Source organism: Pelagerythrobacter marinus, assembly GCF_034375205.1.
Classification (GTDB): domain Bacteria; phylum Pseudomonadota; class Alphaproteobacteria; order Sphingomonadales; family Sphingomonadaceae; genus Pelagerythrobacter; species Pelagerythrobacter marinus.
Genome location: NZ_CP139719.1, coordinates 2,181,729 through 2,204,871, shown reverse-complemented (window position 1 = coordinate 2,204,871; position 23,143 = coordinate 2,181,729). Strand labels below are relative to the sequence as shown.

The 23,143-nt window shown below is 70.4% G+C and carries 20 protein-coding genes; 12 read left to right on the top strand and 8 right to left on the bottom strand.

The features are described 5' to 3' along the window. Positions 1-135: 135 nt before the first annotated feature. From nagZ to tatC, 6 genes are all read left to right on the top strand, one after another. Positions 136-1,170, top strand: coding sequence for a beta-N-acetylhexosaminidase (gene nagZ / locus T8T98_RS10825; RefSeq protein ID WP_251105187.1), 1,035 nt, complete (start codon positions 136-138; stop codon positions 1,168-1,170). Next, positions 1,167-1,976, top strand: coding sequence for a segregation and condensation protein A (locus T8T98_RS10820; RefSeq protein ID WP_251105188.1), 810 nt, complete (start codon positions 1,167-1,169; stop codon positions 1,974-1,976). Before nagZ ends, T8T98_RS10820 begins: the two co-directional genes overlap by 4 nt. Continuing rightward, positions 1,973-2,698 (top strand): SMC-Scp complex subunit ScpB, encoded by a 726-nt coding sequence (gene scpB, locus T8T98_RS10815; RefSeq protein ID WP_251105189.1) that lies wholly within the window; start codon positions 1,973-1,975, stop codon positions 2,696-2,698. The genes T8T98_RS10820 and scpB overlap by 4 nt, the downstream gene beginning before the upstream one ends. 72 nt (positions 2,699-2,770) lie before the next feature. Then, complete coding sequence (gene tatA, locus T8T98_RS10810; RefSeq protein ID WP_160733808.1) at positions 2,771-3,022, top strand: twin-arginine translocase TatA/TatE family subunit; 252 nt, start codon at positions 2,771-2,773, stop codon at positions 3,020-3,022. A 27-nt stretch (positions 3,023-3,049) separates the two neighbouring features. Then, positions 3,050-3,463: a Sec-independent protein translocase protein TatB gene (gene tatB / locus T8T98_RS10805; RefSeq protein WP_251105190.1), complete on the top strand. Its 414-nt coding sequence runs from the start codon at positions 3,050-3,052 to the stop codon at positions 3,461-3,463. A 7-nt stretch (positions 3,464-3,470) separates the two neighbouring features. Beyond that, positions 3,471-4,295: a twin-arginine translocase subunit TatC gene (gene tatC / locus T8T98_RS10800; RefSeq protein WP_251105191.1), complete on the top strand. Its 825-nt coding sequence runs from the start codon at positions 3,471-3,473 to the stop codon at positions 4,293-4,295. Between the two features lie 322 nt (positions 4,296-4,617). On the opposite strand, the gene T8T98_RS10795 is transcribed toward tatC, so the two are convergent. Beyond that, positions 4,618-4,845: a hypothetical protein gene (locus T8T98_RS10795; protein ID WP_160733805.1), complete on the bottom strand. Its 228-nt coding sequence runs from the start codon at positions 4,843-4,845 to the stop codon at positions 4,618-4,620. Between the two features lie 225 nt (positions 4,846-5,070). After that, positions 5,071-6,771 carry an amidohydrolase gene (locus T8T98_RS10790; RefSeq protein ID WP_251105192.1) on the bottom strand — a complete coding sequence of 567 codons (1,701 nt, stop codon included), beginning with the start codon at positions 6,769-6,771 and terminating at the stop codon, positions 5,071-5,073. Positions 6,772-6,944: 173 nt separating this feature from the next. Between T8T98_RS10790 and T8T98_RS10785 the strand changes: the two genes are divergently transcribed. The 4 genes from T8T98_RS10785 (at position 6,945) to T8T98_RS10770 (ending at position 15,584) form a co-directional block, all read left to right on the top strand. Next, complete coding sequence (locus T8T98_RS10785) at positions 6,945-8,198, top strand: threonine ammonia-lyase (RefSeq protein WP_160733803.1); 1,254 nt, start codon at positions 6,945-6,947, stop codon at positions 8,196-8,198. Positions 8,199-8,399: 201 nt separating this feature from the next. Next, complete coding sequence (locus T8T98_RS10780; protein ID WP_251105193.1) at positions 8,400-9,242, top strand: arginyltransferase; 843 nt, start codon at positions 8,400-8,402, stop codon at positions 9,240-9,242. Next, positions 9,208-11,376, top strand: coding sequence for an autotransporter assembly complex protein TamA (locus tag T8T98_RS10775; RefSeq protein ID WP_251105194.1), 2,169 nt, complete (start codon positions 9,208-9,210; stop codon positions 11,374-11,376). The genes T8T98_RS10780 and T8T98_RS10775 overlap by 35 nt, the downstream gene beginning before the upstream one ends. Further along, positions 11,376-15,584 (top strand): translocation/assembly module TamB domain-containing protein, encoded by a 4,209-nt coding sequence (locus T8T98_RS10770; RefSeq protein WP_251105195.1) that lies wholly within the window; start codon positions 11,376-11,378, stop codon positions 15,582-15,584. Before T8T98_RS10775 ends, T8T98_RS10770 begins: the two co-directional genes overlap by 1 nt. Positions 15,585-15,608: 24 nt before the next feature. On the opposite strand, the gene T8T98_RS10765 is transcribed toward T8T98_RS10770, so the two are convergent. The 6 genes from T8T98_RS10765 to T8T98_RS10740 form a co-directional block, all read right to left on the bottom strand. Further along, the gene (locus T8T98_RS10765; RefSeq protein ID WP_251105196.1) at positions 15,609-16,292 is read right to left on the bottom strand and encodes a lysozyme; all 684 of its coding nucleotides are present in this window, start codon (positions 16,290-16,292) and stop codon (positions 15,609-15,611) included. 267 nt (positions 16,293-16,559) lie between these two features. Beyond that, positions 16,560-17,969 (bottom strand): type I glutamate--ammonia ligase, encoded by a 1,410-nt coding sequence (glnA, locus tag T8T98_RS10760; protein ID WP_160733798.1) that lies wholly within the window; start codon positions 17,967-17,969, stop codon positions 16,560-16,562. Positions 17,970-18,027: 58 nt separating this feature from the next. Next, the gene (locus T8T98_RS10755; RefSeq protein WP_160733797.1) at positions 18,028-18,366 is read right to left on the bottom strand and encodes a P-II family nitrogen regulator; all 339 of its coding nucleotides are present in this window, start codon (positions 18,364-18,366) and stop codon (positions 18,028-18,030) included. Positions 18,367-18,566: 200 nt separating this feature from the next. Then, positions 18,567-19,517 (bottom strand): N-acetyl-gamma-glutamyl-phosphate reductase, encoded by a 951-nt coding sequence (gene argC, locus T8T98_RS10750; RefSeq protein ID WP_251105197.1) that lies wholly within the window; start codon positions 19,515-19,517, stop codon positions 18,567-18,569. After that, positions 19,514-19,855 carry a hypothetical protein gene (locus T8T98_RS10745; RefSeq protein ID WP_160733795.1) on the bottom strand — a complete coding sequence of 114 codons (342 nt, stop codon included), beginning with the start codon at positions 19,853-19,855 and terminating at the stop codon, positions 19,514-19,516. The genes argC and T8T98_RS10745 overlap by 4 nt, the downstream gene beginning before the upstream one ends. A gap of 85 nt (positions 19,856-19,940) precedes the next feature. Next, a complete protein-coding gene (locus tag T8T98_RS10740) occupies positions 19,941-21,344 on the bottom strand; it encodes a leucyl aminopeptidase family protein (RefSeq protein ID WP_160733794.1) in 1,404 nt (467 codons plus the stop codon). Between the two features lie 36 nt (positions 21,345-21,380). Here T8T98_RS10740 and T8T98_RS10735 point away from each other — a divergent pair, with 36 nt between their 5' ends. Both T8T98_RS10735 and map read left to right on the top strand, forming a co-directional pair. Then, positions 21,381-22,223 (top strand): DUF4163 domain-containing protein, encoded by an 843-nt coding sequence (locus tag T8T98_RS10735; protein WP_251105198.1) that lies wholly within the window; start codon positions 21,381-21,383, stop codon positions 22,221-22,223. A 67-nt stretch (positions 22,224-22,290) separates the two neighbouring features. After that, positions 22,291-23,118: a type I methionyl aminopeptidase gene (gene map / locus T8T98_RS10730; RefSeq protein WP_160733792.1), complete on the top strand. Its 828-nt coding sequence runs from the start codon at positions 22,291-22,293 to the stop codon at positions 23,116-23,118. Positions 23,119-23,143 lie beyond the last annotated feature (25 nt).

The window sequence follows — 23,143 nt, the reverse complement described above, 5'->3', positions numbered from 1 at the left end:
CGGGCGGGTCCGCCTCGGGACAGCGGGCGCTGACAGCCGGCTTCGGCGACAAGGCCGCGCGGGGGACGCGCGTTTTGCACATCGCAAGCGCAGGGCGCGCTTGCGGTCGGCGGCGATAGCTGCGAACCCCGGGCCATGACGCCCGCCATTTTCGGATTGTCCGGGACTGCGCTGACAACGGAAGAGCGTGCCTTTTTCCGCGAGGCCGATCCGGCCGGCTACATCCTTTTCGGCCGCAATTGCGAAACGCCGCAACAGTTGCGCGCGCTGACCGACAGCCTGCGCGATCTCCACGGGCGCGAGCGGCTGTTCATCTGCATCGACCAGGAAGGGGGGCGCGTCGCCCGGCTGCGCCCGCCGCACTGGGGCGACTATCCCACAGGCGAGGCGTTCGACCGCCTCTATCGCCTGGCGCCGGCGAGCGCGATCGAGGCGGCCCGCGTCAATGCGGAGGCGATGGCGCTGGAGCTTTCGGCAATGGGCATTACCGTGGACTGCCATCCGCCGCTCGACGTCCGGCAGGAAGGCGCGCACGACGTGATCGGCGACCGCGCGCTGGGCGATAGGCCGATGCAGGTCGCCGCGCTGGGGCGGGCGATCCTCGACGGGCTGGCTCGGGGCGGGGTGGCCGGCTGCATCAAGCACATGCCGGGCCACGGCCGTTCGAGCACCGACACGCACAAGGAGCTGCCCACCGTCACCGCCAGCGCGGAAGAGCTGGAAACCGATCTCGCGCCCTTCGCGGCGCTGTCGCACGCCCCGGTCGGGATGACCGGGCACTTGCTGTTCACCGCCTGGGACGGGGAGAACCCGGCCACGCTCTCGCCCAAGGTGATCGGCGACGTGATCCGGGGCCGGATCGGGTTCGACGGCCTCCTGCTCACCGACGACATCGACATGGAGGCCCTGTCCGGATCGGTCTTCGAACGCGCCGAACGGGCGATTGCGGCCGGTTGCGACCTGGTGCTGAACTGCTGGGCGAGGATGGACGACATGGCGGCCATGGCAAACGGCCTCCCGCCGGCCGGCCCGCGCACGCGCGAGCGGCTGGCCCGCGCTCTCGAAGGGACGGCGCTCGAAAGTACAGCGCCGGGGGACGACGCGGAGAGGCGGCGCGCGCTTATTACCAAGCGCGACGCGCTGCTTTCGCAAGCCGGGAAGGCCGCGTGAACGAGGCCGGCTCCGTCGTCGGCGAAACGCCGTCGCAAGGGCCGGAAAGCGGCTGGGACGGCCCCGGCACGCGCGAGGGCGAGGAAACCGCGCTCTACCTCGAGCTCGACGGGTGGGAAGGGCCCCTCGATCTCCTGCTCGATCTCGCGCGGCGGCAGAAGGTGGACTTGCGCTCGATCTCGATCCTCGCGCTGGTCGACCAGTACCTTGACTATATCGAGCGGGCCGAGGCGCTGCGCCTGGAACTGGCGGCCGATTACCTGGTGATGGCGGCCTGGCTCGCCTATCTCAAGTCCGCCTTGCTGCTGCCCAGGGAGGAGCAGGAGGACCCGAGCCCGGAAGAGCTGGCCCTGCGCCTGCAACTGCGCCTCCAGCGGCTGGGCGCCATGCGCGAGGCGGCGGCGCGGCTGATGGCGCGCGACCGCATCGGGCGCGACGTCTTCCTGCGGCCGGCGCCCGAAGGCCTGCGGATCGATCGGACGACGCGCTGGACGTGCGACTGGTACGCGCTCGTCCAGGCCTATGGCCGCGTCAAGGCGCGCACGGCACCGGCGATCCACATGGTGCGCGAACGGCCGGTGATGACGCTCGAATCGGCGCTGGACCGGGTTTCGGCCATGCTCGGCGTGACTCTGGACTGGATGGAACTGCGCGACTTCCTGCCGCCGCACGCCGAACCGCGCCTGCGCCGTTCCGCCCTGGCATCGAGCTTCGTCGCCGCGCTCGAGCTCGCCCGGCTCGGCAAGGCGGAGCTGGACCAGCAGGAAACCTTCGGCCCCCTGCGTTTGCGGCGGGCGCCGGGATGAGCGGGGCGGTGGACGATCTCCAGCGCGCGGTGGAAGCCACGCTGTTCGCGGCCGAAGAACCGATGACGGTGGAAGCGCTCGCGGGCCACCTCGGCGATGCGGAACCGGCCGCGGTCCGCCGGGCGTTGCGCGAACTGGCGGGGCACTATGCAGGCCGGGGGATCGAACTGGTGGAGCGCGGCAAGCGGTGGCATTTCCAGACCGCGCCCGATCTTGCCCACCTGCTGCGGCGGGAGCGCGAACAGGTCCGCCGCCTCAGCCGTGCGGCGACCGAGGTCCTGGCGATCGTGGCCTATCACGAGCCGGTCAGCCGGGCGGAAATCGAATCGATTCGCGGCGTCCAGACCTCCTCGGGCACGCTCGACGTGCTGATGGAGGCGGGCTGGGTGCGCGCGGCCGGCCGGCGCGAGGTGCCGGGAAGGCCGGTGATCTATGCGACGACGCCCGAGTTCCTCCAGCACTTCGGCCTCGAATCGCGCCGCGACCTGCCCGGCATCGACGAGTTACGCGCCGCCGGCCTGCTCGACCCGGTCGATGACGCCTACGATGCCATCGTCTCGCAGGAAGGGGCCGCGGGGGACGGGGAGCCCGAAGGCGGGGTGCCTGACGATCAGGCGCCGGACGATCAGGTGCCGGACGACCTGGGCCCGGACGATTGCGGCGCGGACGAGAGCCGGGCCGGCAGCGGGGCCGCCGCGCCGCAGCGTTCGCCGGAAGACTGATCGCTGCCTTCGCCGCTGGCAACGGGCGGGGCGAGCGCCTATAATGGGCCAAAGCAATCGGAAAGGTTACCCATGTCGCTCGGCCCCTGGCAGCTTATCATCATCGCGCTCGTCATCCTCGTGCTTTTCGGGCGCGGCCGCATTTCCGAGATGATGGGGGATTTCGGCAAGGGAATCAAAAGCTTCAAGCAGGGCATGAACGAAGAGGACGGGCAGGAAAACAAGCCCGCACCGCGGATCGAAGGCCCCGCGCACGAGGCCAAGCCCGCGTCCGACGCCGCGGCGGATACCAAGGCGGCGGAATCGCGCGACAAGGGCCGCTGATGCGGCTGCGCCGCGCCGCCTGATCCCATGTTCGATATCGGCGCAACCGAGCTCCTGGTGATTGCGATCGTGGCGATCCTCGTGATCGGCCCGAAGGACATGCCGCTCGCCCTGCGCACGGCCGGGCGCTGGATCGGCAAGGTGCGCCGGGTGTCGGCCCATTTCCGCACCGGCATCGACGCGATGGTCCGCGAGGCGGAGATGGAGGACATGGAGAAGAAATGGCGCGAGCAGAACGCCCGGATCATGGCCCAGCATCCCCCGCAGGACATGGAAGCGCCGGATATCGACGGCTCGCACGCGGCCCCCTCGGGCGGCGCGCCGCCCGCCTCGGCGGAGGCGCGCGGCGAACCGCCCGCGGCCGGAATTGGCGAAGCGGATCGCGAAAGCGGCGGCGAGGACCAGCCCGGCCTGCCGCTCGGCAAGCCGCCGGCGGGGTAGGGCGGACATGGCACTGAAATTGCGCGATCTCGACGAGACGCAGGCGCCGCTCCTCGACCACCTGATCGAGCTGCGCACGCGCCTGCTGCGCTGCGTCCTCGCGCTCGCGGTCGCTTTCGCGGTCTGCCTCTATTTCGCCGACGACATCTTCGGATTCCTGGTCCGCCCGCTGACCGCCGCTTTCCCCCAGGGGCAGGGGCGGCTCATCTACACCCAGCTCTACGAGGCGTTCTTCGTCGAACTGAAGGTGGCGCTCTTCGCGGCCTTCTTCATCAGTTTCCCGATCATTGCCAACCAGCTCTGGGCCTTCGTCGCGCCCGGCCTCTACGCGCGGGAGAAACGCGCCTTCCTGCCGTTCCTGGTCGCGACCCCGATCCTGTTCGTGTGCGGGGCCGCGCTTGCCTACTACGTCGTCATGCCGACGGCGTTTCGCTGGTTCCTCGGCTTCGAAGGGACCGTCGGCGGCCTCGATATCGAGGCGCTGCCCGGCACCGGCAATTACCTGTCGCTGGTGATGCAGTTCATCCTGGCCTTCGGCATCAGCTTCCTGCTGCCGGTCCTGCTGCTCCTGCTCAACCGCGCGGGCATCGTCTCGCGCGCCCAGCTGGCTTCGGCACGGCGCTATGTCGTCGTGCTGGTCGTCGCCGTCTCAGCCATCGTCACGCCGCCCGATCCCGGCTCGCAGCTCATCCTCGCCCTGCCGCTGCTGCTGCTGTTCGAAGGATCGCTGGCGCTGATGCGGATTACCGAGCGGCAGCGGGAGACGGAAGGCGAGGAAACCGGCGCGGAGGCCGGAGCAGCCCCGCCGAAAGCGCCGGGCGAGGAAATCTGATTCCGCCTGCCGTCCAGCCTGCGCGGACATGACGGAACGAGGGCGGGCCGCCGTGAAGTGGGCCGCAAGGTCGCCCGGGCATAGATGGGTCCGTGGCCGGGCACCTGCCGCGCATAGGGCATCGCACCTCGGCGCCATCCCGGTTTTGCCGGGTCGTTGTGCCTGCGAAGCCCTGATCGTCCGCAATGGCCGGTGCGCTACCGGCGGTTGGTCCCGCGCGGCCGCGCGCGCGGAGGGGAGATCGCGTCAGCCGTGGAACGCGGGCACAAAAAACGGGGCCCGAAAGCCCCGTTTTCCTGAACCGTGTTCTGATTCGGTCGAATCAGACGCTGACGGGATCGTCGTCGCCGTCGACGGCGATCACGATGCCGGCCACGATGGCGGCCGCCGCCAGGATGGCGAGAATGATGCTGGAGCTGCCGCCAGCGATCTCGCTCTCACCTTCGACGGGAGCGGTCGCACGATCGGCAACCGGGGCCGACTGAGCGAGGGCCGGCGACGCGGCGAGGGACAGAGCTGCCGTCGCGGCAAGAACGTTGCGGAATTTCATCGATACGTCTCCTGAGCACTCAAACACTTCGAAACTCGTCGCCCCCACTAAGGCAGGCGCATTGGGCTGACAACCCAAAATTCCCGACGAAAAACAATAAAGGCACCACTGTGGCTCAAAAGTCTCGCCGTATCGGCGCAATCGCCGAATAAGGTTGCAAAAGCACTAAGAGTATCGCGGCCGAAGCATCTTGCGACCAATCGTGCAGCCGGGGCGGCGGCAGGATCAGTCGTCGGCCGCTTCCCCGGCGAGGAAAAGCCGTTCCCCCCCGACCCAGGTCTGCAGGACCCGGGTGGCGCGCAGTTCCTCGGGCGTGGCGAGCAGCGGATCGGTGTCGATCAGGACGAAATCCGCCCACTCCCCTTCGGCGATCCGGCCAAATCGCCCTTCGGCGAAGCCGGCATAGGCGCCGAGGCTGGTGAACGAGGCGAGCGCCTGTTCGCGGCCGACCGCCTCGGCCGGGTACCAGCCGCCGAAGGGCTGCCCGTCGGCCCCGCGCCGCGTGATCGCGGCGGCCAGGCCGGCGAAGGGATCGGCCGATTCGACCGGCGCGTCCGATCCGAAGACCAGCGGAGTGCCGCCCCCGGTCATCGATTTCCATGCATAGGCACCCGCGAGACGCGGCGGATCGAGCCGCAGCTCCGCCATCTGCCGGTCGGAGGTCTGGTGCACCGGTTGCATCGAGGCGATCGTGCCGTGCCGCGCGAAGCGGGGGATATCGGCCGGATCGACGACCTGGGCATGTTCGATTCGCCAGCGGCGGTCGCCCTCATAGGTTTCCGAAAGCTCGTCGATCGCGGTCAGCACCTCGGCATTGGCGGCATCGCCGATGGCATGGACGGCGACCTGGAACCGGTCGAGCGCGGCGCGGCTCATCAGGTTGCGAAGCTGCGACCCGGTCAGCAGCGGCAGCCCGGTATTGCCCGGGTCGTCGGCATAGGGCCGCTTGAGCCAGGCCCCGCGCGAGCCGAGGGCCCCGTCGAGGTAGATCTTGACCCCGTTCAGCCGCAGCCTGTCGTCATAGAGCCACGGGGTCGGGCCGGGGCCGCCGATCAGTTCCATCGCCCCGGTGCCCGCGGCATAGGCCATGATCCGGATCTTCAGCCAGCCGCCGTCGCCCGCGCGGCGATAGGATTGCCAGTCCTCGATCGTCGTGCCCATGTCTGCAACGGCCGTGACGCCCTGGCGCAGGAGCGCGTCCTGCGCCTTCTGCAGCGCGAGGTCGCGGTCCTCGGGGCGCAGGGCGGGCAGCCTGGCCGCGACCAGTTCGCTCGCCGCATCGACGAACACGCCCGCCGGGCGGCGCGTGCCGGCAACGCGCTCGATACGCCCGCCCGCGGGGTCGGGCGTGTCCGCGTCCACCCCCGCGATGCGCATGGCCGCGGTGTTGGCCCAGCCGGCGTGGCCGTCCACCCGCTCCAGCCAGACGGGGCGGTCGGCCACCGCGGCATCGAGCTCCTCGGCGGTCGGGAACCGGCCCAGTCCCCATTTCTCCTGGTTCCAGCCGCGCCCGATGATCCAGCGGCGGCCGGGATTGGCCGCGGCATAGGCGGCGATCTTCTGCTGCGCTTCGGCCAGCGAGGTCGTGTCCGACAGGTCGAGCGTGAGCGCCGCGAGCCCGATACCCATGACGTGAAGATGCGAATCGACGATCCCCGGGATCACGAAGCGCCCTTCGCCATCGACGTGGAAATCGGTATCGCGCGGCCGCTTGTCGCGCCGGCTCAGGACTTTCGCGATCCGCCCGTCGTCGCCGATGACCAGCCCAGTAAAGGTTTCCACCTCGCCATCGGTGTCGATCGTGATGCCCTGGATATTGTCCACCAGGGTATCGGCCGCGGCGGGGGCGGCCCAGGCACAGGCGAGGGCGGCAGCGGAAAGAGCGATCGCGGAGCGGGCGGGGGCGGAAAGGGCGGGGCGGATCATCGTCTCTCCTTAGGCTTCGCAGGCACGGCTTCGGCCGTCGGCCCGGCAGTTACGGCAAGTGGCGGGGGATGCAATAGGGGCCGGGATCGGCGCCGGCGGAGCGAGCGGGCGCTCGCCGGGGCCGTCACGTCGCATATTTCCTGCTTGGCCGTTTTGCCCTAGGGCGCTCGGCCATGACCGAGCCAGCCACCGTTTCCGCAGCGGAATCCTCCGCCGACAGCCTCACCGTCGATCACGTCCGCGCCGCGGCCGAGAGGATCGCCGGCGCCGTCGTGCGCACGCCGACGATGCACAGCAAGACGCTGTCGGAAATCGCGGGGGCGGACATCTGGCTCAAGTTCGAGAACCTGCAGTTCACCGCCGCCTACAAGGAACGCGGCGCGCTCAACGCGCTGCTCCTCCTCTCGCCCGAACAGCGCGAGCGGGGCGTTATCGCCGCCTCGGCCGGCAACCACTCGCAGGGGCTCAGCTATCACGGCACCCGACTCGGCGTGCCGGTCACGATCGTCATGCCGCGCCCGACCCCGACGGTGAAGGTCATGCAGACCGAGAGCGTGGGCGGACAGGTCGTGCTGGAAGGCGAGACTTTCGACGAAGCCTATGCCCACGCGCGCAAGCTGGAGGAGGAGCTGGGCCTCACGTTCGTGCACCCGTTCGACGATCCCAACGTCGCGGCGGGCGCGGGCACCGTGGCGCTCGAGATGCTGGAGGACGCGCCCGAGATTGATTGCCTGGTGACGCCGATCGGCGGCGGGGGCCTGATTTCCGGCATGTCCACCGTGGCGCGGGCCCTGCGGCCCGAGATCGAGGTCGTCGGCGTGCAGGCGGCCCTGTTCCCGTCGATGTATGCGAAAGTGAAGGGCGAAGACCGCGATTGCGGCGGCGACACGCTGGCCGAAGGGATCGCGGTCAAGGCGCCCGGCGCCTTCACCTCCAGGGTCATCGCCGACCGGGTGGACGACATCATGCTGGTCAGCGAGGAATCGCTGGAAAAGGCGGTGTCGCTGCTGCTCCAGATCGAGAAGACCGTCGTCGAAGGGGCCGGCTCGGCCGGGCTCGCCGCGGTGCTGGAGCATTCTCAGCGCTTCGCCGGGCGCAAGATCGGCCTCGTCCTGTGCGGCGGCAATATCGATACCCGCCTGCTGGCGAACGTCCTCCTGCGCGATCTCGCGCGGTCGGGCCGCCTGGCGCGCCTGCGGGTCACGCTGCAGGACCGGCCCGGCGCGCTCTACCGCGTAATGCGCGAGTTCGAGGCGCACAACGTCAACATCATCGAGATCTATCACCAGCGGATCTTCACCAGCCTCCCGGCGAAGGGGCTGATCACGGATATCGAGTGCGAGGCGCGCGACCGCGAGCAGATCGACGCCCTCGTCGCGGCGCTGCGCGAACAGGGATACTCGGTCAGCCAGGTGGAACTGGCCTGACGGTCCGGCCCCCGGCCCGGCCGCGAGGCTGCGAGCGGCCGAGGTCCGTTCGAGGGCGGGGCGTTCGAGGGGGCCTGTTCAAAAATGCGCCATTCGGCGCGGATCTATGGTTAAGGGACTTTTACCCGGCCGCACATGTCGGCATAGTCGGTTCGTGCTCGCAAAGCGTCCGTTCCAGCCGAGAGAGGTAAAGCCCCAGTCGTGACGGCCCCCGTTCGTTTCCCCCGCTTCTTCGTGACCAGCCCGGCGCCGTGCCCCTACCTCCCGGGGCGCAGCGAGCGGAAGGTCTTCACGGAGCTGAAGGGCCCGAACGCGGACGAGCTGAACGAGGCGCTCGGCCGGATCGGGTTCCGCCGCAGCCAGACGGTGGCCTATCGCCCCAGCTGCCTCGACTGCCAGGCCTGCGTCTCGGTGCGCGTGGTGGCCGACGCGTTCGCCCCCTCGTCCTCGCAGAAGCGGATCGCGCGGCGCAACCGCGACCTCGAAGTGACAGAGTGCCGTCCCTGGGCGACCGACGAACAGTTCGAACTGCTCCAGCGCTACCTCGGCGTGCGCCACCCGGGCGGCGGGATGGCGTCGATGGACGAACTCGATTTTGCAGACATGGTGGAACACACCCCGGTTAGCAGTTATGTTGCTGAATATCGGGAACCATCCGACGGTTCGGGGCCGGGTCGCCTTGTCGGAGCGTGCCTGACCGATCGCCAGGGCGACGGATTGTCGATGATCTACAGTTTCTACGACCCGGAGCATGAGGCGCGGTCTGGACTTGGTACGTACATCATTCTCGATCACATTCGCCGCGCTGCCGAGGAAGGCCTGCCCTATGTCTACCTCGGGTACTGGGTCGAGGGATCGCAAAGCATGCAGTACAAGGTCCGCTTCCGCCCGCTGGAGCGCCTCGGCACCGACGGCTGGCGCCGCCTCGGCCGGGAAGAGCAGGACGCTCTCATCGCCGCCGCCGTCGGCGGGCGCCGCGATTCGCCCGCCGCGGCCCGGCCGGCCAAGGATGGCACCGCCAGCCAGTATCGCATGGTCGAATAGGGTCGCCGCCGCGATCGCGGCGCTCGGCCTCGCCACCGCTCCCCACGCGCTGCTCGCGCAGGATCGCCAGGCCCCGCCGGGGCTGGAGGACCTGATCCCCGATTCGGCGGTGGACGACCCGGAAGCCTGGGCGCGCGAGGGGGTGGAGCCCGAAGCGCGCGCCAGCGCGGAGCAGGCGCCCGCGATCGATCCCGCCTCCCCGCTGGTGGACGATCCAGCGATCGAGGTCGCCTGGCCCGACCAGACGCCGATCCCTCGGCCCGAACCGCTCGCCGGGGACGAGGAGATCGAGTTCGCGCAGATCGACCGCGAGTTCTTCCGCGGCGGGCCGGAAATGGAGGTCGTCTCGCTCGGGCCGGAGCTCGCGCTCGGCTTCCCGACCGACGAGGACGCCTTCCCGATGCGCGACGCCTTCGCCGACCGGTTCGAGGCGTTGTCCACCGTCGAGGAGCTGCAGGACGACGACGAGGACGACAACATCGCCCAGCTCGCGGCCCGCGCGCGGGAAGACGAGGAACTGCTGGGCCAGTTGCTGCAGGTCTACGGCTATTACGATGCCGAGGTGATCCGCATCGTCGGCGCGCCCGGCCGGCGCGGCGCGGCGGACGATGCAGGCGCGCAGGTCCGCTTCGATATCGTGCCGGGCGAGCGCTATAGCTTCGGCGCGATCGACCTGGGCGAACTGGCCCGGGCGCCCGATGCCGCCGCGCTGCGCGACGCTTTCGACATTGCCACCGGCGACCCGCTGTCGAGCGACGCGATCGTGGAGGAGCAGTTCGACCTCGATCGGGCCCTGGGCGAAACCGGCTATCCCTTCGCCGAGATCGACGCGCCCGAGCTGCTGATCGACCATGCCCGCGCGCAGGGAGACCTGACGATGCCGGTGCGGCCGAACGGCAAGTACGCGTTCGGCGAGGTGGTCAGCGGTTCGCCCGATTTCCTCTCCAGCCGGCACCTGGAAACGATCGCCCGCTTCGACCGCGGCGATGTCTACCAGCGCAGCCTGGAGCAGGACCTGCGCCGCGCGATCGTGGCCACGGGCCTCGTTTCGTCGGTCACGATCACCAGGCGCGAAATCGCCCCGCCGGGGCCGGGAACGCCGGGCGAAGTCGCCCTCGACGTCGAGATGACCAAGGCCAAGCTGCGCACGATCGCCGGCGCGATCGGCTACGGTTCGGAAGAGGGCTTCCGGCTGGAGGGGAGCTGGGAACACCGCAACTTCTTCCCGCCCGAAGGGGCGGTGCGGGTGCGCGGGATCGCCGGTACGCAGGAACAGCTGGCCGGGATCACCTTTCGGCGCAACAACTTCGGCGGGCGCGACCGCATCCTCAACGTCGATGCCTATGCCAGCACGATCGACAGCCCGGCCTTCGACGCGCGGACCGTCGCCTTCGTCGCCAGCTACGAGCGGTCCTCCACCCTCCTGTTCCAGAAGCCGATCAGCTGGAGCGTCGGGTTCGAGGCAGTGGCCACCGGGGAACGCCCGGCGACCGCGGGCAATGCGCCGCAGCAGGCGCGCCAGACCTATTTCGTCGGCGCGATCCCGCTGTTCCTCCAGCTCGACACGACCGACGACCTGCTCGATCCGAAAGAGGGGTTCCGCGTCGCCGGGCGCCTCTCGCCCGAGGTTTCGCGCAGCAACGGGGTCGAAAGCTTCTACCTGCGCAGCCAGTTCGACGCGAGCTATTACCAGCAGGTGAGCGATAGCGTGGTGGTCGCCGGCCGGGCGCGCTTCGGCACGATCCAGGGGACCGCGATCGCCAATATCGCGCCGTCGCGCAGACTCTATGCCGGCGGGGGCGGATCGGTGCGCGGCTACGGCTATCGCGAGATCGGCCCGCATGACGACCTGGGCGATCCGACCGGCGGGCGCTCGCTGGCCGAAGTCGCGCTGGAGGCGCGGATCAGGACCGGCATGTTCGACGGCGCGCTGTCGGTCGTGCCGTTCATCGACGCGGGGACGGTCAGCACCAGCACGTTCCCCGATTTCGAGACGTTCCGCGTCGGCGCGGGCCTGGGCGTGCGCTATCACACCGGCTTCGGGCCGATCCGGTTGGACGTGGGCGTGCCGCTGAACCCGGGGCCGGACCATAGCGCCGTGGCCGTCTACGTTTCGCTGGGGCAGGCCTTCTGATGGCGGAGGAGGATCTGCCGGACACCGCCGCCGACGATGCACCCGCGCGCGAAGAGGGCGCGGCAGGCCCTTCGCGGCTGGGCCGGGCCGGGCGCTGGGCCGCCGGCATCCTGGTGGGCATGGTCGCGCTCGTCGTCCTCGCGCTGGCGGCGCTCAACAGCCCGATCGGCAAGCGCTTCATCGTCGATCGGATCGCCGAAGTGGCGCCCGCGTCCGGCCTGCGAATCGCGATCGGCCGGATCGAAGGGGACATATACGGCCAGGCGACGCTGCACGACCTCGTCCTCTCCGACCCCGAAGGCCGCTTCCTCACCGTGCCGGTGGCGGAGCTGGACTGGCGGCCGCTGAACTGGCTGTGGAGCGGGCTCGACGTGCGCCACCTCGTCGCGCGCCGCGGGACCCTGCTGCGTGCGCCCGAGCTGCTGCCGGGCGATCCCGACGCGCCGATCCTGCCCGATTTCGACATTCGCGTGGACCGGCTGGAGCTGGACAACTTCCGCGTCGCGCGCGGGGTGGTGGACGATGCCGAGCACCGGGTGGACCTGTCTGCCCGGGCGGACATTCGCGATGGCCGCGTGTTCCTCGATGCCGCGGGGCGGCTGGGCCAGCGCGACACGCTGCGCCTGCTGGTCGATGCCGAGCCGGACGGCGACCGGTTCGACCTCGAGCTCGACTATCGCGCGCCGCGCGACGGGGTCATCGCCGGGCTGGCGGGGGCCGACGCCGGCTATCGCGCGCGCATTACCGGCGACGGCACGTGGAGCCAGTGGCGCGGCGCGCTGCTGGTGGAGCGGGACGACGACCGCCTCGCCGCATTCCGCCTGACCAACCGCGCCGGCCGCTATGGCGCGGTCGGGCAGGCAAGCCCCGCGCCATTGCTGGACGGGCCGCTGGCCGATCTCCTTCCAGGCCCGGTCTCGCTGGCCGCGTTCGGCACGCTGGAGGACAGCGTGCTCGACGGCGACCTCGCGCTGCGCGCCCGCGGGCTGGTGGGCGACGCGCAGGGGGCGGTGGACCTGGCCGGCAATGCCTTCGACGATTTCGCGCTCGACCTGCGCCTGGCACAGGCCGCGCCGGTGGCGGACATGCGGGTGGAAGGCGCGCGGATCGTCGCCACGCTCGATGGCGCCTTCCGCGACCTGACGATCGCGCACCGCCTGGTCGTCGACCGGTTCGTTTCCGGCACGACCCAGGTGCGCGGGCTGGTGCAGGACGGCACGGCGACTTACGACGGGGTCCGCTGGACCCTGCCCCTGGACCTGCGCGTCCAGCAGGTCGTCGCCGGCAACGACCTGCTCGATCCGCGGCTGGTGCGCGGGCGCCTGTCGGGCGAAGTGGCCTATAGCGGCACCCGCATCGCGGCCGACCACCTGCGGCTGGTCTTCCCCGATGCCAGCGCCCGGTTCTCGCTGCGTGGAGAGACGCGCACCGGCGCCTATGCGCTGGCCGGCCCGGTGGCCCTGCGCGGGCTGCCGCTCGACAACGTCGGTTCCGCCAGCGGCACGGCCAAGGTCCTGTTCCGCGTCGCCGACGGCGTGCCCTGGCGGCTGCGCGCCAACTTCGCGGGGCGGATCGGCAGCGTGACCAACGCCACGCTGGCCAACCTCGCCGGCCCGACGATCGCCGTGCGCGGCGGCGTGGGGCTGAGTGCCGACGGCCCGGTCGTCTTCCGCGACCTCACGGTCGATTCGCAGAAGCTGCAACTGGCGCTCGACGGGCGCGTCCAGGGCGGGACGACGACGATCGCCGGGCGCGGCACGCACACCGACTATGGCCCGTTCACGGTCGAGGCCGGGCTGGACGGCGCCGGGCCGCGCGCCGCGCTGGTCTTCGCCGATCCGCTGCCGGCGGCCGGGCTGGAGGACGTGCGGGTCGCGATCGCGCCGAGCGAAGACGGGTTCCTGATCGATACCGAGGGCGGATCGATGCTCGGCCCGTTCGACGGCCGGCTGGAACTGCTGATGCCGGCCGGCGGACCGACGCGGATCGCGGTCGAGCGGCTCGACGTCTGGGAAACGAGCGTGCGGGGCGACCTCGTGCTCGGCGACGCGGGCGTTTCGGGCGACCTCGCGCTGGCGGGCGGCGGGCTCGACGGCACGATCGCGTTTGCCCCGCGGGGCGGGGGGCAGGCGTTCGACGTCGATATCGATGCGCGCAATGCCAGCTTCGGCGGCGCGACCCCGATCGCGATCGGCCGGGCGGACATCGTCGCCAGCGGTCTCCTGGCCGAAGGCAGCACGACGATCGAGGGCGAGATGACCGCGCAGGGCCTGCAATACGGCACCCTGTTCCTCGGCCGCCTGATGGCCGATGCCCAGCTGCGCGACGGGCAGGGGGACGTCAACGTCGCCTTCACCGGCCGTCGCGGCAGCCGGCTGGGGATGCAGATCGACGCCGAGATCGCATCGCAGCGCATCGCCGTGGCCGCGCGCGGGTTCTTCGCCGGGCGCCGCATCGCGATGCCGCGGCGCGCGGTCCTCCTCGCCAGCGAGGGCGGCGGGTGGACGTTGCAACCGACGCAGGTGAGCTATGGCGACGGGATCGCGATCGCCTCCGGCCGGTTCGGCGGCACCGGCCCGACCGCGCTGGAGCTGAAGATGGCGGAAATGCCGCTTTCGCTGGTGGACGCGGTGACCGACGATCTCGGCCTCGGCGGGACGATCTCCGGGGTGGTCGATTTCAGCGCCGGGGCAGGCGGCGTGCCGACCGGCACGGCGCGCGTCCAGGTCGAAGGGCTCACGCGTTCCGGGCTCGTCCTCACCTCGCGCCCGGTGGACCTGTCGCTGGTCGCGCGGCTGGGCGCGAGCCAGCTGGAAACGCGCGCCGTGATCGACGAGGGCGGCGAGCGGCGCGGCCGCCTGCAGGGGCGGATCTCCGGCATGCCGGCAGCGGGGGCGCTGTTCGATCGCCTGCGCGCGGGCAGCCTGGCCGCGCAACTGCGCTTCGCCGGCCCGGCCGACGCGCTCTGGCGCCTGGCCGCGATCGACACCTTCGACCTGACCGGGCCGCTTTCGGTCGCCGCCAACGTCAGCGGCACGCTGGCCGACCCGCAAGTGCGCGGATCGCTGGCGAGCGACAACCTGCGGCTGCGCAGCGGCCTGTCGGGCACCGATATCACCGGGGTCAGCGCGCGGGGCGACTTTGACGGCGCGCGCCTGCGCCTGACCCGCTTTTCCGGCACGGCGCCGGGCGGAGGCGCGGTTTCGGGCAGCGGCACGGTGACCTTGCGCGACCTGGGCCAGCGCGGCCCGCAGATGGACATCCGCATTGCCGCGCGCAACGCGCGCCTCCTCGACGCCAACGGCCTGTCCGCCACGGTCACCGGCCCCTTGCGGATCGTGTCCGACGGGATCGGCGGGACGATCGCCGGCCGCCTGCTGGTCAACCGCGCGAGCTGGTCGCTCGGCACGATGGACGAGGCGCAGGACCTGCCGCAGATCCGCACGCGCGAGGTCAATGCCCCGGCCGACATCGCGCCGCGCACCGCCCCCAGCGCCCCCTGGCGATACCTGATCGATGCCCGGGCCCCGTCGCGCGTCGATGTCGACGGCATGGGGCTGGACAGCGAATGGCGCGCCGACGTGCGCGTGCGCGGGACGACCGACGATCCGCGGATCGGCGGCGAGGCCGAGGTCGTGCGCGGCGAGTACACGTTCGCCGGGGCCAGTTTCGAGCTGACCCGCGGCCAGATCGAGTTCGACGAGACCGGCCCGATCGATCCGCGGCTGGACATCCGCGCCGAGACCGAGCGCGACGGCCTCGACGTCACCGTCCAGGTCCAGGGCAATGCCATGCAGCCCGAGATCAGCTTCAGTTCCACGCCCGCGCTGCCGGAGGAGGAGATCCTCGCCCGCCTGCTGTTCGGCGGGTCGATCGCCGACCTCTCGGCCACCGATGCGCTCCAGCTCGGCGCGGCGGTCGCCTCGCTGCGCGGGGGCGGGGGGCTGGACCCGATCAACCAGCTGCGCTCCGCCATCGGGCTTGACCGGCTGCGGATCGTCGGGCCCGACCCGGCGCTGGACCGCGGGACGGCAGTGGCCGTGGGCAAGAACTTCGGCCGCCGCTTCTATGCCGAGATCATCACCGACGGGCAGGGTTACAGCGCGACCGAGGTCGAGTTCCGCGTCACCTCCTGGCTCTCGCTGCTCGCCAGCGTCTCGACCATCGGGCGCGAGAGCGTGCGGGCCGAGGTCAGCCGCGATTACTGACCGCGGCCGGGCGGCCCGGTCCGGTCACGGCCGCTCGCCGGCATAGAGGCGCGCCTCGGCCCGGCGCCGGCGCACGAGGCCGCGCAGCACCCGCCCGCCGGCGCGGTTCCAGCGCGCGAACTCGCGGGCGGCCGCGGCATGATCGCCGGCGACGTGGCGGCGTGTCAGGGTGGCGCGGGCGATGGCCCCGGTGTTGTAGTGGAAGGAGACGAGGGCATCGAACTGCCCCTGCGTGGTCGGCGCATCGCCGATCGCGGCGGCGACGTCGGCGGCATGGCGCTCGAGGTCGCGCAGCAGGCGCGCATCGCACTGCTCCTGCGTCCAGACGGTCCCGGGGCCGATCCCGGGCCCGGTCGCGCCCCATCCGATCGTCCACGGCGCCCCGCCGGTGCCGGGATCGGGGTAGGCTTCCACCAGCCCGTCGAGCCGTTTGCGGGCGCACCCCTCGAACCGCCTGACCAGTGCGATTCCCTCGGCGCCGATCGTCCGCGGCGGGCGGTCCGGGGGGAGACATGGACCGGGTGTTACACTGTCCTGGGGAAAAAATTCCGCGCCGCTTTCGCGCCCTCCGCCGGCCCGGCGGGGCGCGGCCTCGGGCACGGTACCGGCCGCGGCGTCGATCGCGGCGTCGAGCGCCTCGACCTCGCGCTGGCGGAAGCCGCGGCCGAGCATCTGCCGGACCGCGTGGAATATCGTCTTGCGTTGCATCGGGGCACCTCGTCGATTGCGATTCGAGGCGGAACAAGTAGGCAACAAATGGCCATGTAGGAAAATGGTTTGTGGCCCGGCTCCGGCGCCCCCGTTCGCAATCGGGCGTTCGCAATCGGCCGTTCGCAACCGGCCGTTCGCCGCCCGCCGGTTGCCGTCCCGCCGTTCGCGACCCGGCGAAAGGGCGCGCAATGCAAAAGGGCGCCCGGACTCGCGTCCGGACGCCCCCCTCGGTGATCGGGTCCCGTGGTGATCGGGTCCAGCGCCTCAGGCGCTGTAGTACATGTCGAATTCGACCGGGCAGGGCGTGGTCTCGAGGCGCATGACCTCTTCCCACTTCAGCTCGATATAGGCTTCGATCTGGTCCTTGGTGAACACGTCCCCCTTCAGCAGGAAGTCGTGGTCGGCCGAAAGCGCCTCCAGCGCCTCGCGCAGCGAACCGCACACGGTCGGCACGTCGGCCAGCTCGGCCGGCGGCAGGTCGTAGAGGTTCTTGTCCATCGCCTCGCCCGGGTGGATCTTGTTCTGGATCCCGTCCAGCCCGGCCATCAGCAGGGCGGAATAGGTGAGGTAGGGGTTGGCCATCGCATCGGGGAAGCGGAATTCCACCCGCTTCGCCTTGTCGCCCGCGCCATAGGGGATGCGGCACGATGCCGAGCGGTTGCGCGCCGAATAGGCGAGCAGGACCGGCGCCTCGAACCCGGGGACCAGCCGCTTGTAGCTGTTGGTGGTCGGGTTGGTGAAGGCGTTCAGCGCCTTGGCATGCTTGATCACGCCGCCGATGTAATAGAGGCAGTTGTCCGACAGGCCGGCATAGCCGTTGCCCGCAAACGTCGGCTTGCCTTCGTTCCAGATCGACATGTGGGTGTGCATGCCGCTGCCGTTATCGTCCTTGATCGGCTTGGGCATGAAAGTCGCCGTCTTGCCGTAGGCATGGGCGACCTGGTGCACGACGTACTTGTAGATCTGCATGTTGTCGGCGGTTTCGACCAGGGTCGAGAACAACAGGCCCAGTTCGTGCTGCGCGGCGGCCACCTCGTGGTGGTGCTTGTCGCACTTGAGGCCCATCTCGGTCATCGTGGCGACCATCTCGCCGCGGATGTCCACCGCGCTGTCCACCGGGGCGACGGGGAAATAGCCGCCCTTGGCGCGCGGGCGATGGGCGAGGTTGCCCGCCTCGTATTCCTTGCCGCTGTTGGTCGGCAGCTCGACGTCGTCGATCGCGTAGCCCGAACCGGCATAGCCGTCTTCGAAGCGCACGTCGTCGAACATGAAGAACTCCGCCTCCGGCCCGACGTAGACGGTGTCGCCGATGCCGGTGCTCTTGAGGTAATTCTCCGCCCGCTTGGCGGTCGAGCGCGGATCGCGCGCGTACCAGTCGCCGGTCGAAGGCTCGACGATGTCGCAGAACAGGATCAGCATCGGCGTGGCGCTGAACGGATCGATGTAAGTCCGCTCGAGATCCGGCTTCAGGATCATGTCGCTTTCGTTGATGACCTTCCACCCGGCGATGGAGGAGCCGTCGAACATCAGCCCGTCTTCCAGCTCGTCCTCGCCCAGCATGGCGGCGGTCATGGTCAGGTGCTGCCACTTGCCCTTGGGGTCGGTGAAGCGCAGGTCGACCCACTCGATCTCGTGCTCCTCGATCTGCTTGAGGACATCTTTGGCCTTGGACATGTGGTTCCCTCTTGGTTGCCCGGGTTCGGGCGGTGAACGGGTGCGCGCGGGGCGCGGTTCAGATGGCGTCGTCGTCCTTCTCGCCGGTGCGGATCCGCAGCGCCGACTCGATGGTGGAAACGAAGATCTTGCCGTCGCCGATGCGACCGGTCTGCGCGGCGGCTGCGATCGCCTCCACCACGCGTTCGGCGATCTCGTCGCCCACGACCACTTCCAGCTTAACCTTGGGCAGGAAATCGACGACGTATTCGGCCCCGCGATAGAGCTCGGTATGGCCCTTCTGGCGGCCGAAGCCCTTCGCCTCGGTCACGGTGATGCCGGACACGCCGATTTCGTGCAGCGCCTCCTTCACCTCGTCGAGCTTGAAGGGTTTGATGATCGCTTCGATCTTTTTCATGTGGCCTTCGATCCCTGCGCAATGTGCCGATCCGTGCGGAGTTCCTTGCCCGCCCGGTCCGGCTCATCGCTTACCCGGGCACGCAAATCAAGAAGCGTGCCAGATGGCAAAAAGTGCCCGCCGCGCAGGGAAAGGGTGCGATCGCGCCGGCCCCGGAGCAGGCCGGTTTGCCCAATCGGAATCCAGTCGCTGCCTAAAAATCAGGCACCGAGGCGCAGGCCGGCGGTCTCGGGAAGGCCGCACATCAGGTTGAGGTTCTCGATCGCCGCGCCGCTGGCGCCCTTGCCGAGGTTGTCGAGAACGGCGACGAGCCGCGCGTTCCACCCGCCCGCATTGCCGAAAACGTGCAGCGTCATGCCGTCGCCCGGCTCGGCCTCGCGCTCGAGCAGCAGCTCGCCCGTGGCCTGCCCGTCGGCGTCCCGCGCCGGGGCGACCGCGACCACCTCGGAGCCGGCGTAGAACCGCGCCAGGGCATCGCGCAGCCGGTCGGCCGTCGGCTCGCCCTCCATCGCGCCCAGGTGCAACGGGACCTCGACGATCATGCCGCGATAGGCGGGCACGACCGAAGGGGCGAAGATCACGTCGCGCGCCAGCCCGGCGTGGGCCTTCATCTCGGGCAGGTGCTTGTGCGCCAGGTCGTAGCCATAGGCGCGGAAGGCGGGCGCCCCGTCGGCGCGAAAACGTTCGATCAGGGCCTTGCCACCGCCCGAATATCCGCTCACCGCGTAGACCGTGTAAGGCCAGTCGGCGGGCAGCAGCCCCTCGCGCACGAGCGGCGCGACGAGCGCGAGGAAGCCGGTCGGATAGCAGCCGGGGTTGCTGACCCGGGCGGCGGCGGCGATGGTGTCGCGGCCGACCAGTTCGGGGAAGCCGTAAGCCCACCCCGCGGCGGTGCGGTGGGCGCTGGAAGCATCGATCACGCGGGTGCCCGAAGCCGGATCGATCAGGGCCACCGCCTCGCGCGCGGCATCGTCGGGCAGGCACAGGATCGCGATGTCGGCATCGTTCAGCGCCTCGCGCCGGGCCGCCGGGTCCTTGCGCCGGCCGCCCTCCAGCACATGGAGCGCGAACTCGTCGCGGCCGCGCAGCCGCTCGACGATCTCCAGCCCGGTGGTCCCGGCCGCGCCATCGACGAAGACCGCGGTGGTCATTGCGCCAGCCGCCCGATCGGCAGGTAGCCGCTCGGCCCGTCCGGCCCGCAGGTGGCCCAGCACCAGTCGCCGGCATAGTCGAGCGCCTCGATCGCGGCCCCGGCCTCGAGCTCGGCCAGGATCTCGCTGTCGTCGCGCGGGGCCAGGTGCAGGGCCGCCCCCTGCGGGCCGACGGTCCGCGGCTGGGGCACGACGTAATGGGCGGCGAGGAAGCGTCCCGCCAGGGCGACATGGGCCAGGTCGCCGCGCAGCGGCAGGGTGCCGGGCGCGGGGCGCGCGACCGGGCCCTTCAGGCCGATCGGGCCTTCGGGCAACGGGTATTGTTCTTGCGGCGTCACGGGAGTTTCTTTTGCGGACCTCGAAAGTCTGGGTGCGGCGCGCTTACCCCCTGCGGGGCCGCTGGGCAAGCGCGGCGCCCGCGGGTCATCCGCCGGCGTAGCGCGCGCGCAGCATGTGCCACGCGGCCCTGAGGCCATAGGCCTCGCCGCCCTTGGGCCGGCCGGGCTTGGGCGTCGGGCGCCAGGCGAACGTGTCGAAATGGGCCCAGTCGATCGGCGTGCCGTCGTCCAGCGTGCCGACGAACTTGTCGAGGAACAGGCCCGCGACGCTGGCCCCGGCGAAGGCATTGCCATGGGCATTGTTGGTATCGGCGATGTCCGATTTCAGCCACTCGGCATAGGCTTCGGGCAGCGGCAGGCGCCAGGGTTCGTCGTCGTGCGCCTTGCCCGCTTCGATCAGCGCGGCGGCCGTTTCGTCGCGCCGCGCCATCAGCGCCGGGTATTCGGGCCCGAGGGCGACCCGCGCCGCGCCGGTCAGGGTGGCGAAATCGATCACCAGGTCGGGGCCGTGCTCGCTCGCCAGCGTCAGCGCGTCGCCCAGGATCAGGCGCCCTTCGGCATCGGTATTGCCGATTTCCACCGTCAGCCCCTTGCGGCTGGAAAGCACGTCCCCCGGGCGGAAGGAATGGGCCGAGATCGCGTTCTCGACCGCGGGAACGATCAGGTGGAGCCGCACCGGCAGGTTCGCCCCCATGACCAGCCCGGCCAGCGCGATCGCGTGGGCCGCGCCGCCCATGTCCTTCTTCATCAGCAACATGCCCGATGACGACTTCACGTCCAGCCCGCCCGAATCGAAGCAGACCCCCTTGCCGACCAGCGCCAGCACGGGATCGCTTTCCTTGCCCCAGGTCAGGTGCATCAGGCGCGGCGCGTGGTGGCGCGCGGCGGCGCGCCCGACCGCGTGGACCATGGGAAACCCCTGCTCCAGCGCGTCGCCGCGGGTGGTGGACAGCTTCGCCCCGTGCGCCCGGGCCAGCCGCTCGCACTCTTCCTCCAGCGCGGCGGGGCCCATGTCCTCGGCCGGGGTATTGACCAGGTCGCGTACCAGGCACACGGCCTGCGCCTCGGCCAGGGCCGGTTCGATGTCGCGCACTTGCGCGCTCAGCAGCACGCGCGGGCCGGTCGGCTCCTCTTCCTTGCGATAGCGTTCGAACCGGTACTGCGCGGTCTGCCAGCCGTGGACCGCGGGGCCGGGATCGCCCCCGGCAAGGCGATAAGTGCCCGCGGGCAGGGTCTCGGCCAGGCGGGCCATGCACCAGCTCGACAGCGAATCGGGGTCGGCCACGCCGCCCACCGCGAACCAGCCGTCGCCATCGGGCACGATGCCGACCTGGAACCCGCTGCCGTCGAAACGCTGCGCGGCGAGCGCGGCGCGCTGCCCGGCGGAAAGCCTGCGCGACCAGTCCTCGAAGCCGTCCTTGCCGACGAGGTGGATCGGGATCGCGTCCTGGCCGCGATCGTCTTGAATGAGAGTAGCGTTCTGGCCCATACTCGCCCGATAGCGCCTTTCGCGGGAGAAAATCCAATGTCGTTTCGCACAATTGCCGCCATCCCGGTTGCACTCGCATTGGCCGCCTGTTCCTCGCCCGACGAGGTGAGCGAGGAACTGGGCGTCTCGCAGGAGGGTGCTGGCGCGCAAGCTGTCGGCGCCCAGGGCGCCGCGACGGCCAATGCCTCTGCCACCGGCGGCGGCGCGAGCGCGGTGGAGGAAGAGAACGATACCTACAGCTTCGACTATGCCTATCCCGCCGCGGCCGGGGCGATCCCCGATCTCGCCGCGATGCTCGATCGCAAGCGCGAAGACGCCCGCAGCGCGCTGGAGGAGCAGGCGGGGGACGACCGCGCCCAGGCGGAGGCGAACGACTATCCCTATCGCCCGCACAGCTATTCGCACGAATGGAAAGTCGTCGCCGACACGCCCGGCTTCCTCTCGCTTTCGGGCGAGTTCGCGACCTATTCGGGCGGGGCGCACGGGATGTACGGCCTCGAATCGCTGGTCTGGGACAAGCGGGCCGGGCGGGCGATGGACGGGGTGGACATGTTCCGCTCCGCCGAGGCGCTCGACGACGCGCTGGGCGAGAAGCTGTGCGAGGCGCTCGACGCGCAGCGGGCGCAGCGGCGGGGCGAGCCGCTGCCGGCCGGTCCGGGCGGCGACGATTTCGGCTTCGACAGCTGCCAGCACGTGAAGGATGCCACCGTCCTCGTCGGGTCGTCGAACGGCCGCGCGTTCGACCGGATCGGGATCTGGTTCGGCCCCTATGTCGCCGGCCCTTATGCCGAAGGTGCCTACGAGCTGAACTTCCCGGTGGACGCGGCGGTGCTCGATGCGGTGAAGAGCGAATACCGCGCGGCCTTCGCCGCCCGATAGAACGGCCCCCACAAGCCGACACGCGATAAGCTGGCAATTGCGCGCCGGTGCGCCTACATCGCCGGGCATGACCGAATACCAGGTGATCGACAGCCGCGACACGGTGATCCGCGACGGCACCATCAAGCTCCACGACGAAGCGGGCTTCGAAGGGATGCGCCGCGCCGGCCGGCTGGCGGCCAGCATCCTCGACGCGATCGTCCCGCTGATGCAGCCGGGCGTGACGACGGCCGAGATCGACGACAAGGTGCGCGAACTCATGCTCGCGGGCGGCGCGGTCCCGGCGACGCTGGGCTATCGCGGCTATACCCATTCCTGCTGCATCTCGATCAACCACGTCGTCTGCCACGGCATCCCGGGCGAAAAGGCGCTGAAGGACGGGGACATCGTCAATGTCGACGTGACCCCGCTGCTCGACGGATGGCACGGCGATACCAGCCGCATGTACCTGGTGGGCGACGTTCCGCTGAAGGCGCGGCGCCTGGTGGACGTGACCCACGAATGCCTGATGATCGGGATCGAGAAGGCCCAGCCCGGCGCACGCCTGGGCGACATCGGTGCCGCGATCGAAGCCCATGCGCGCCAGTTCCGTTATGGCGTCGTGCGCGAGTTCTGCGGCCACGGCCTCGGCCGCCTGTTCCACGATGCGCCCGAAGTCGTCCACGCGGCGACCGCAGGCACCGGGCCCGAACTGCGCCCGGGCATGTTCTTCACGATCGAACCGATGATCAACCTCGGCCGGCCGTGGGTGAAACTGCTGAAGGACGGCTGGACCGCCGTGACCCGCGACAAGAGCCTTTCGGCCCAGTTCGAACACTCGATCGGCATTACCGAAACCGGCAACGAGATCTTCACGCTGAGCGAGAAGGGCCTGCACAAGCCCCCTTACGACTGAAGGGGGCTTTGGCATTTCTGCGTGG

What these genes read in the sequence shown, in the direction of transcription:
- nagZ (WP_251105187.1), top strand. Translation starts at nt 136, where the DNA reads ATGACGCCCGCCATTTTCGGATTGTCCGGGACTGCGCTGACAACGGAA.
- scpB (WP_251105189.1), top strand. Translation starts at nt 1,973, where the DNA reads ATGAGCGGGGCGGTGGACGATCTCCAGCGCGCGGTGGAAGCCACGCTG.
- tatA (WP_160733808.1), top strand. Translation starts at nt 2,771, where the DNA reads ATGTCGCTCGGCCCCTGGCAGCTTATCATCATCGCGCTCGTCATCCTC.
- tatB (WP_251105190.1), top strand. Translation starts at nt 3,050, where the DNA reads ATGTTCGATATCGGCGCAACCGAGCTCCTGGTGATTGCGATCGTGGCG.
- tatC (WP_251105191.1), top strand. Translation starts at nt 3,471, where the DNA reads ATGGCACTGAAATTGCGCGATCTCGACGAGACGCAGGCGCCGCTCCTC.
- T8T98_RS10795 (WP_160733805.1), bottom strand. Translation starts at nt 4,845, where the DNA reads ATGAAATTCCGCAACGTTCTTGCCGCGACGGCAGCTCTGTCCCTCGCC.
- T8T98_RS10790 (WP_251105192.1), bottom strand. Translation starts at nt 6,771, where the DNA reads ATGATCCGCCCCGCCCTTTCCGCCCCCGCCCGCTCCGCGATCGCTCTT.
- T8T98_RS10785 (WP_160733803.1), top strand. Translation starts at nt 6,945, where the DNA reads ATGACCGAGCCAGCCACCGTTTCCGCAGCGGAATCCTCCGCCGACAGC.
- T8T98_RS10775 (WP_251105194.1), top strand. Translation starts at nt 9,208, where the DNA reads ATGGCACCGCCAGCCAGTATCGCATGGTCGAATAGGGTCGCCGCCGCG.
- T8T98_RS10770 (WP_251105195.1), top strand. Translation starts at nt 11,376, where the DNA reads ATGGCGGAGGAGGATCTGCCGGACACCGCCGCCGACGATGCACCCGCG.
- T8T98_RS10765 (WP_251105196.1), bottom strand. Translation starts at nt 16,292, where the DNA reads ATGCAACGCAAGACGATATTCCACGCGGTCCGGCAGATGCTCGGCCGC.
- glnA (WP_160733798.1), bottom strand. Translation starts at nt 17,969, where the DNA reads ATGTCCAAGGCCAAAGATGTCCTCAAGCAGATCGAGGAGCACGAGATC.
- T8T98_RS10755 (WP_160733797.1), bottom strand. Translation starts at nt 18,366, where the DNA reads ATGAAAAAGATCGAAGCGATCATCAAACCCTTCAAGCTCGACGAGGTG.
- argC (WP_251105197.1), bottom strand. Translation starts at nt 19,517, where the DNA reads ATGACCACCGCGGTCTTCGTCGATGGCGCGGCCGGGACCACCGGGCTG.
- T8T98_RS10740 (WP_160733794.1), bottom strand. Translation starts at nt 21,344, where the DNA reads ATGGGCCAGAACGCTACTCTCATTCAAGACGATCGCGGCCAGGACGCG.
- T8T98_RS10735 (WP_251105198.1), top strand. Translation starts at nt 21,381, where the DNA reads ATGTCGTTTCGCACAATTGCCGCCATCCCGGTTGCACTCGCATTGGCC.
- map (WP_160733792.1), top strand. Translation starts at nt 22,291, where the DNA reads ATGACCGAATACCAGGTGATCGACAGCCGCGACACGGTGATCCGCGAC.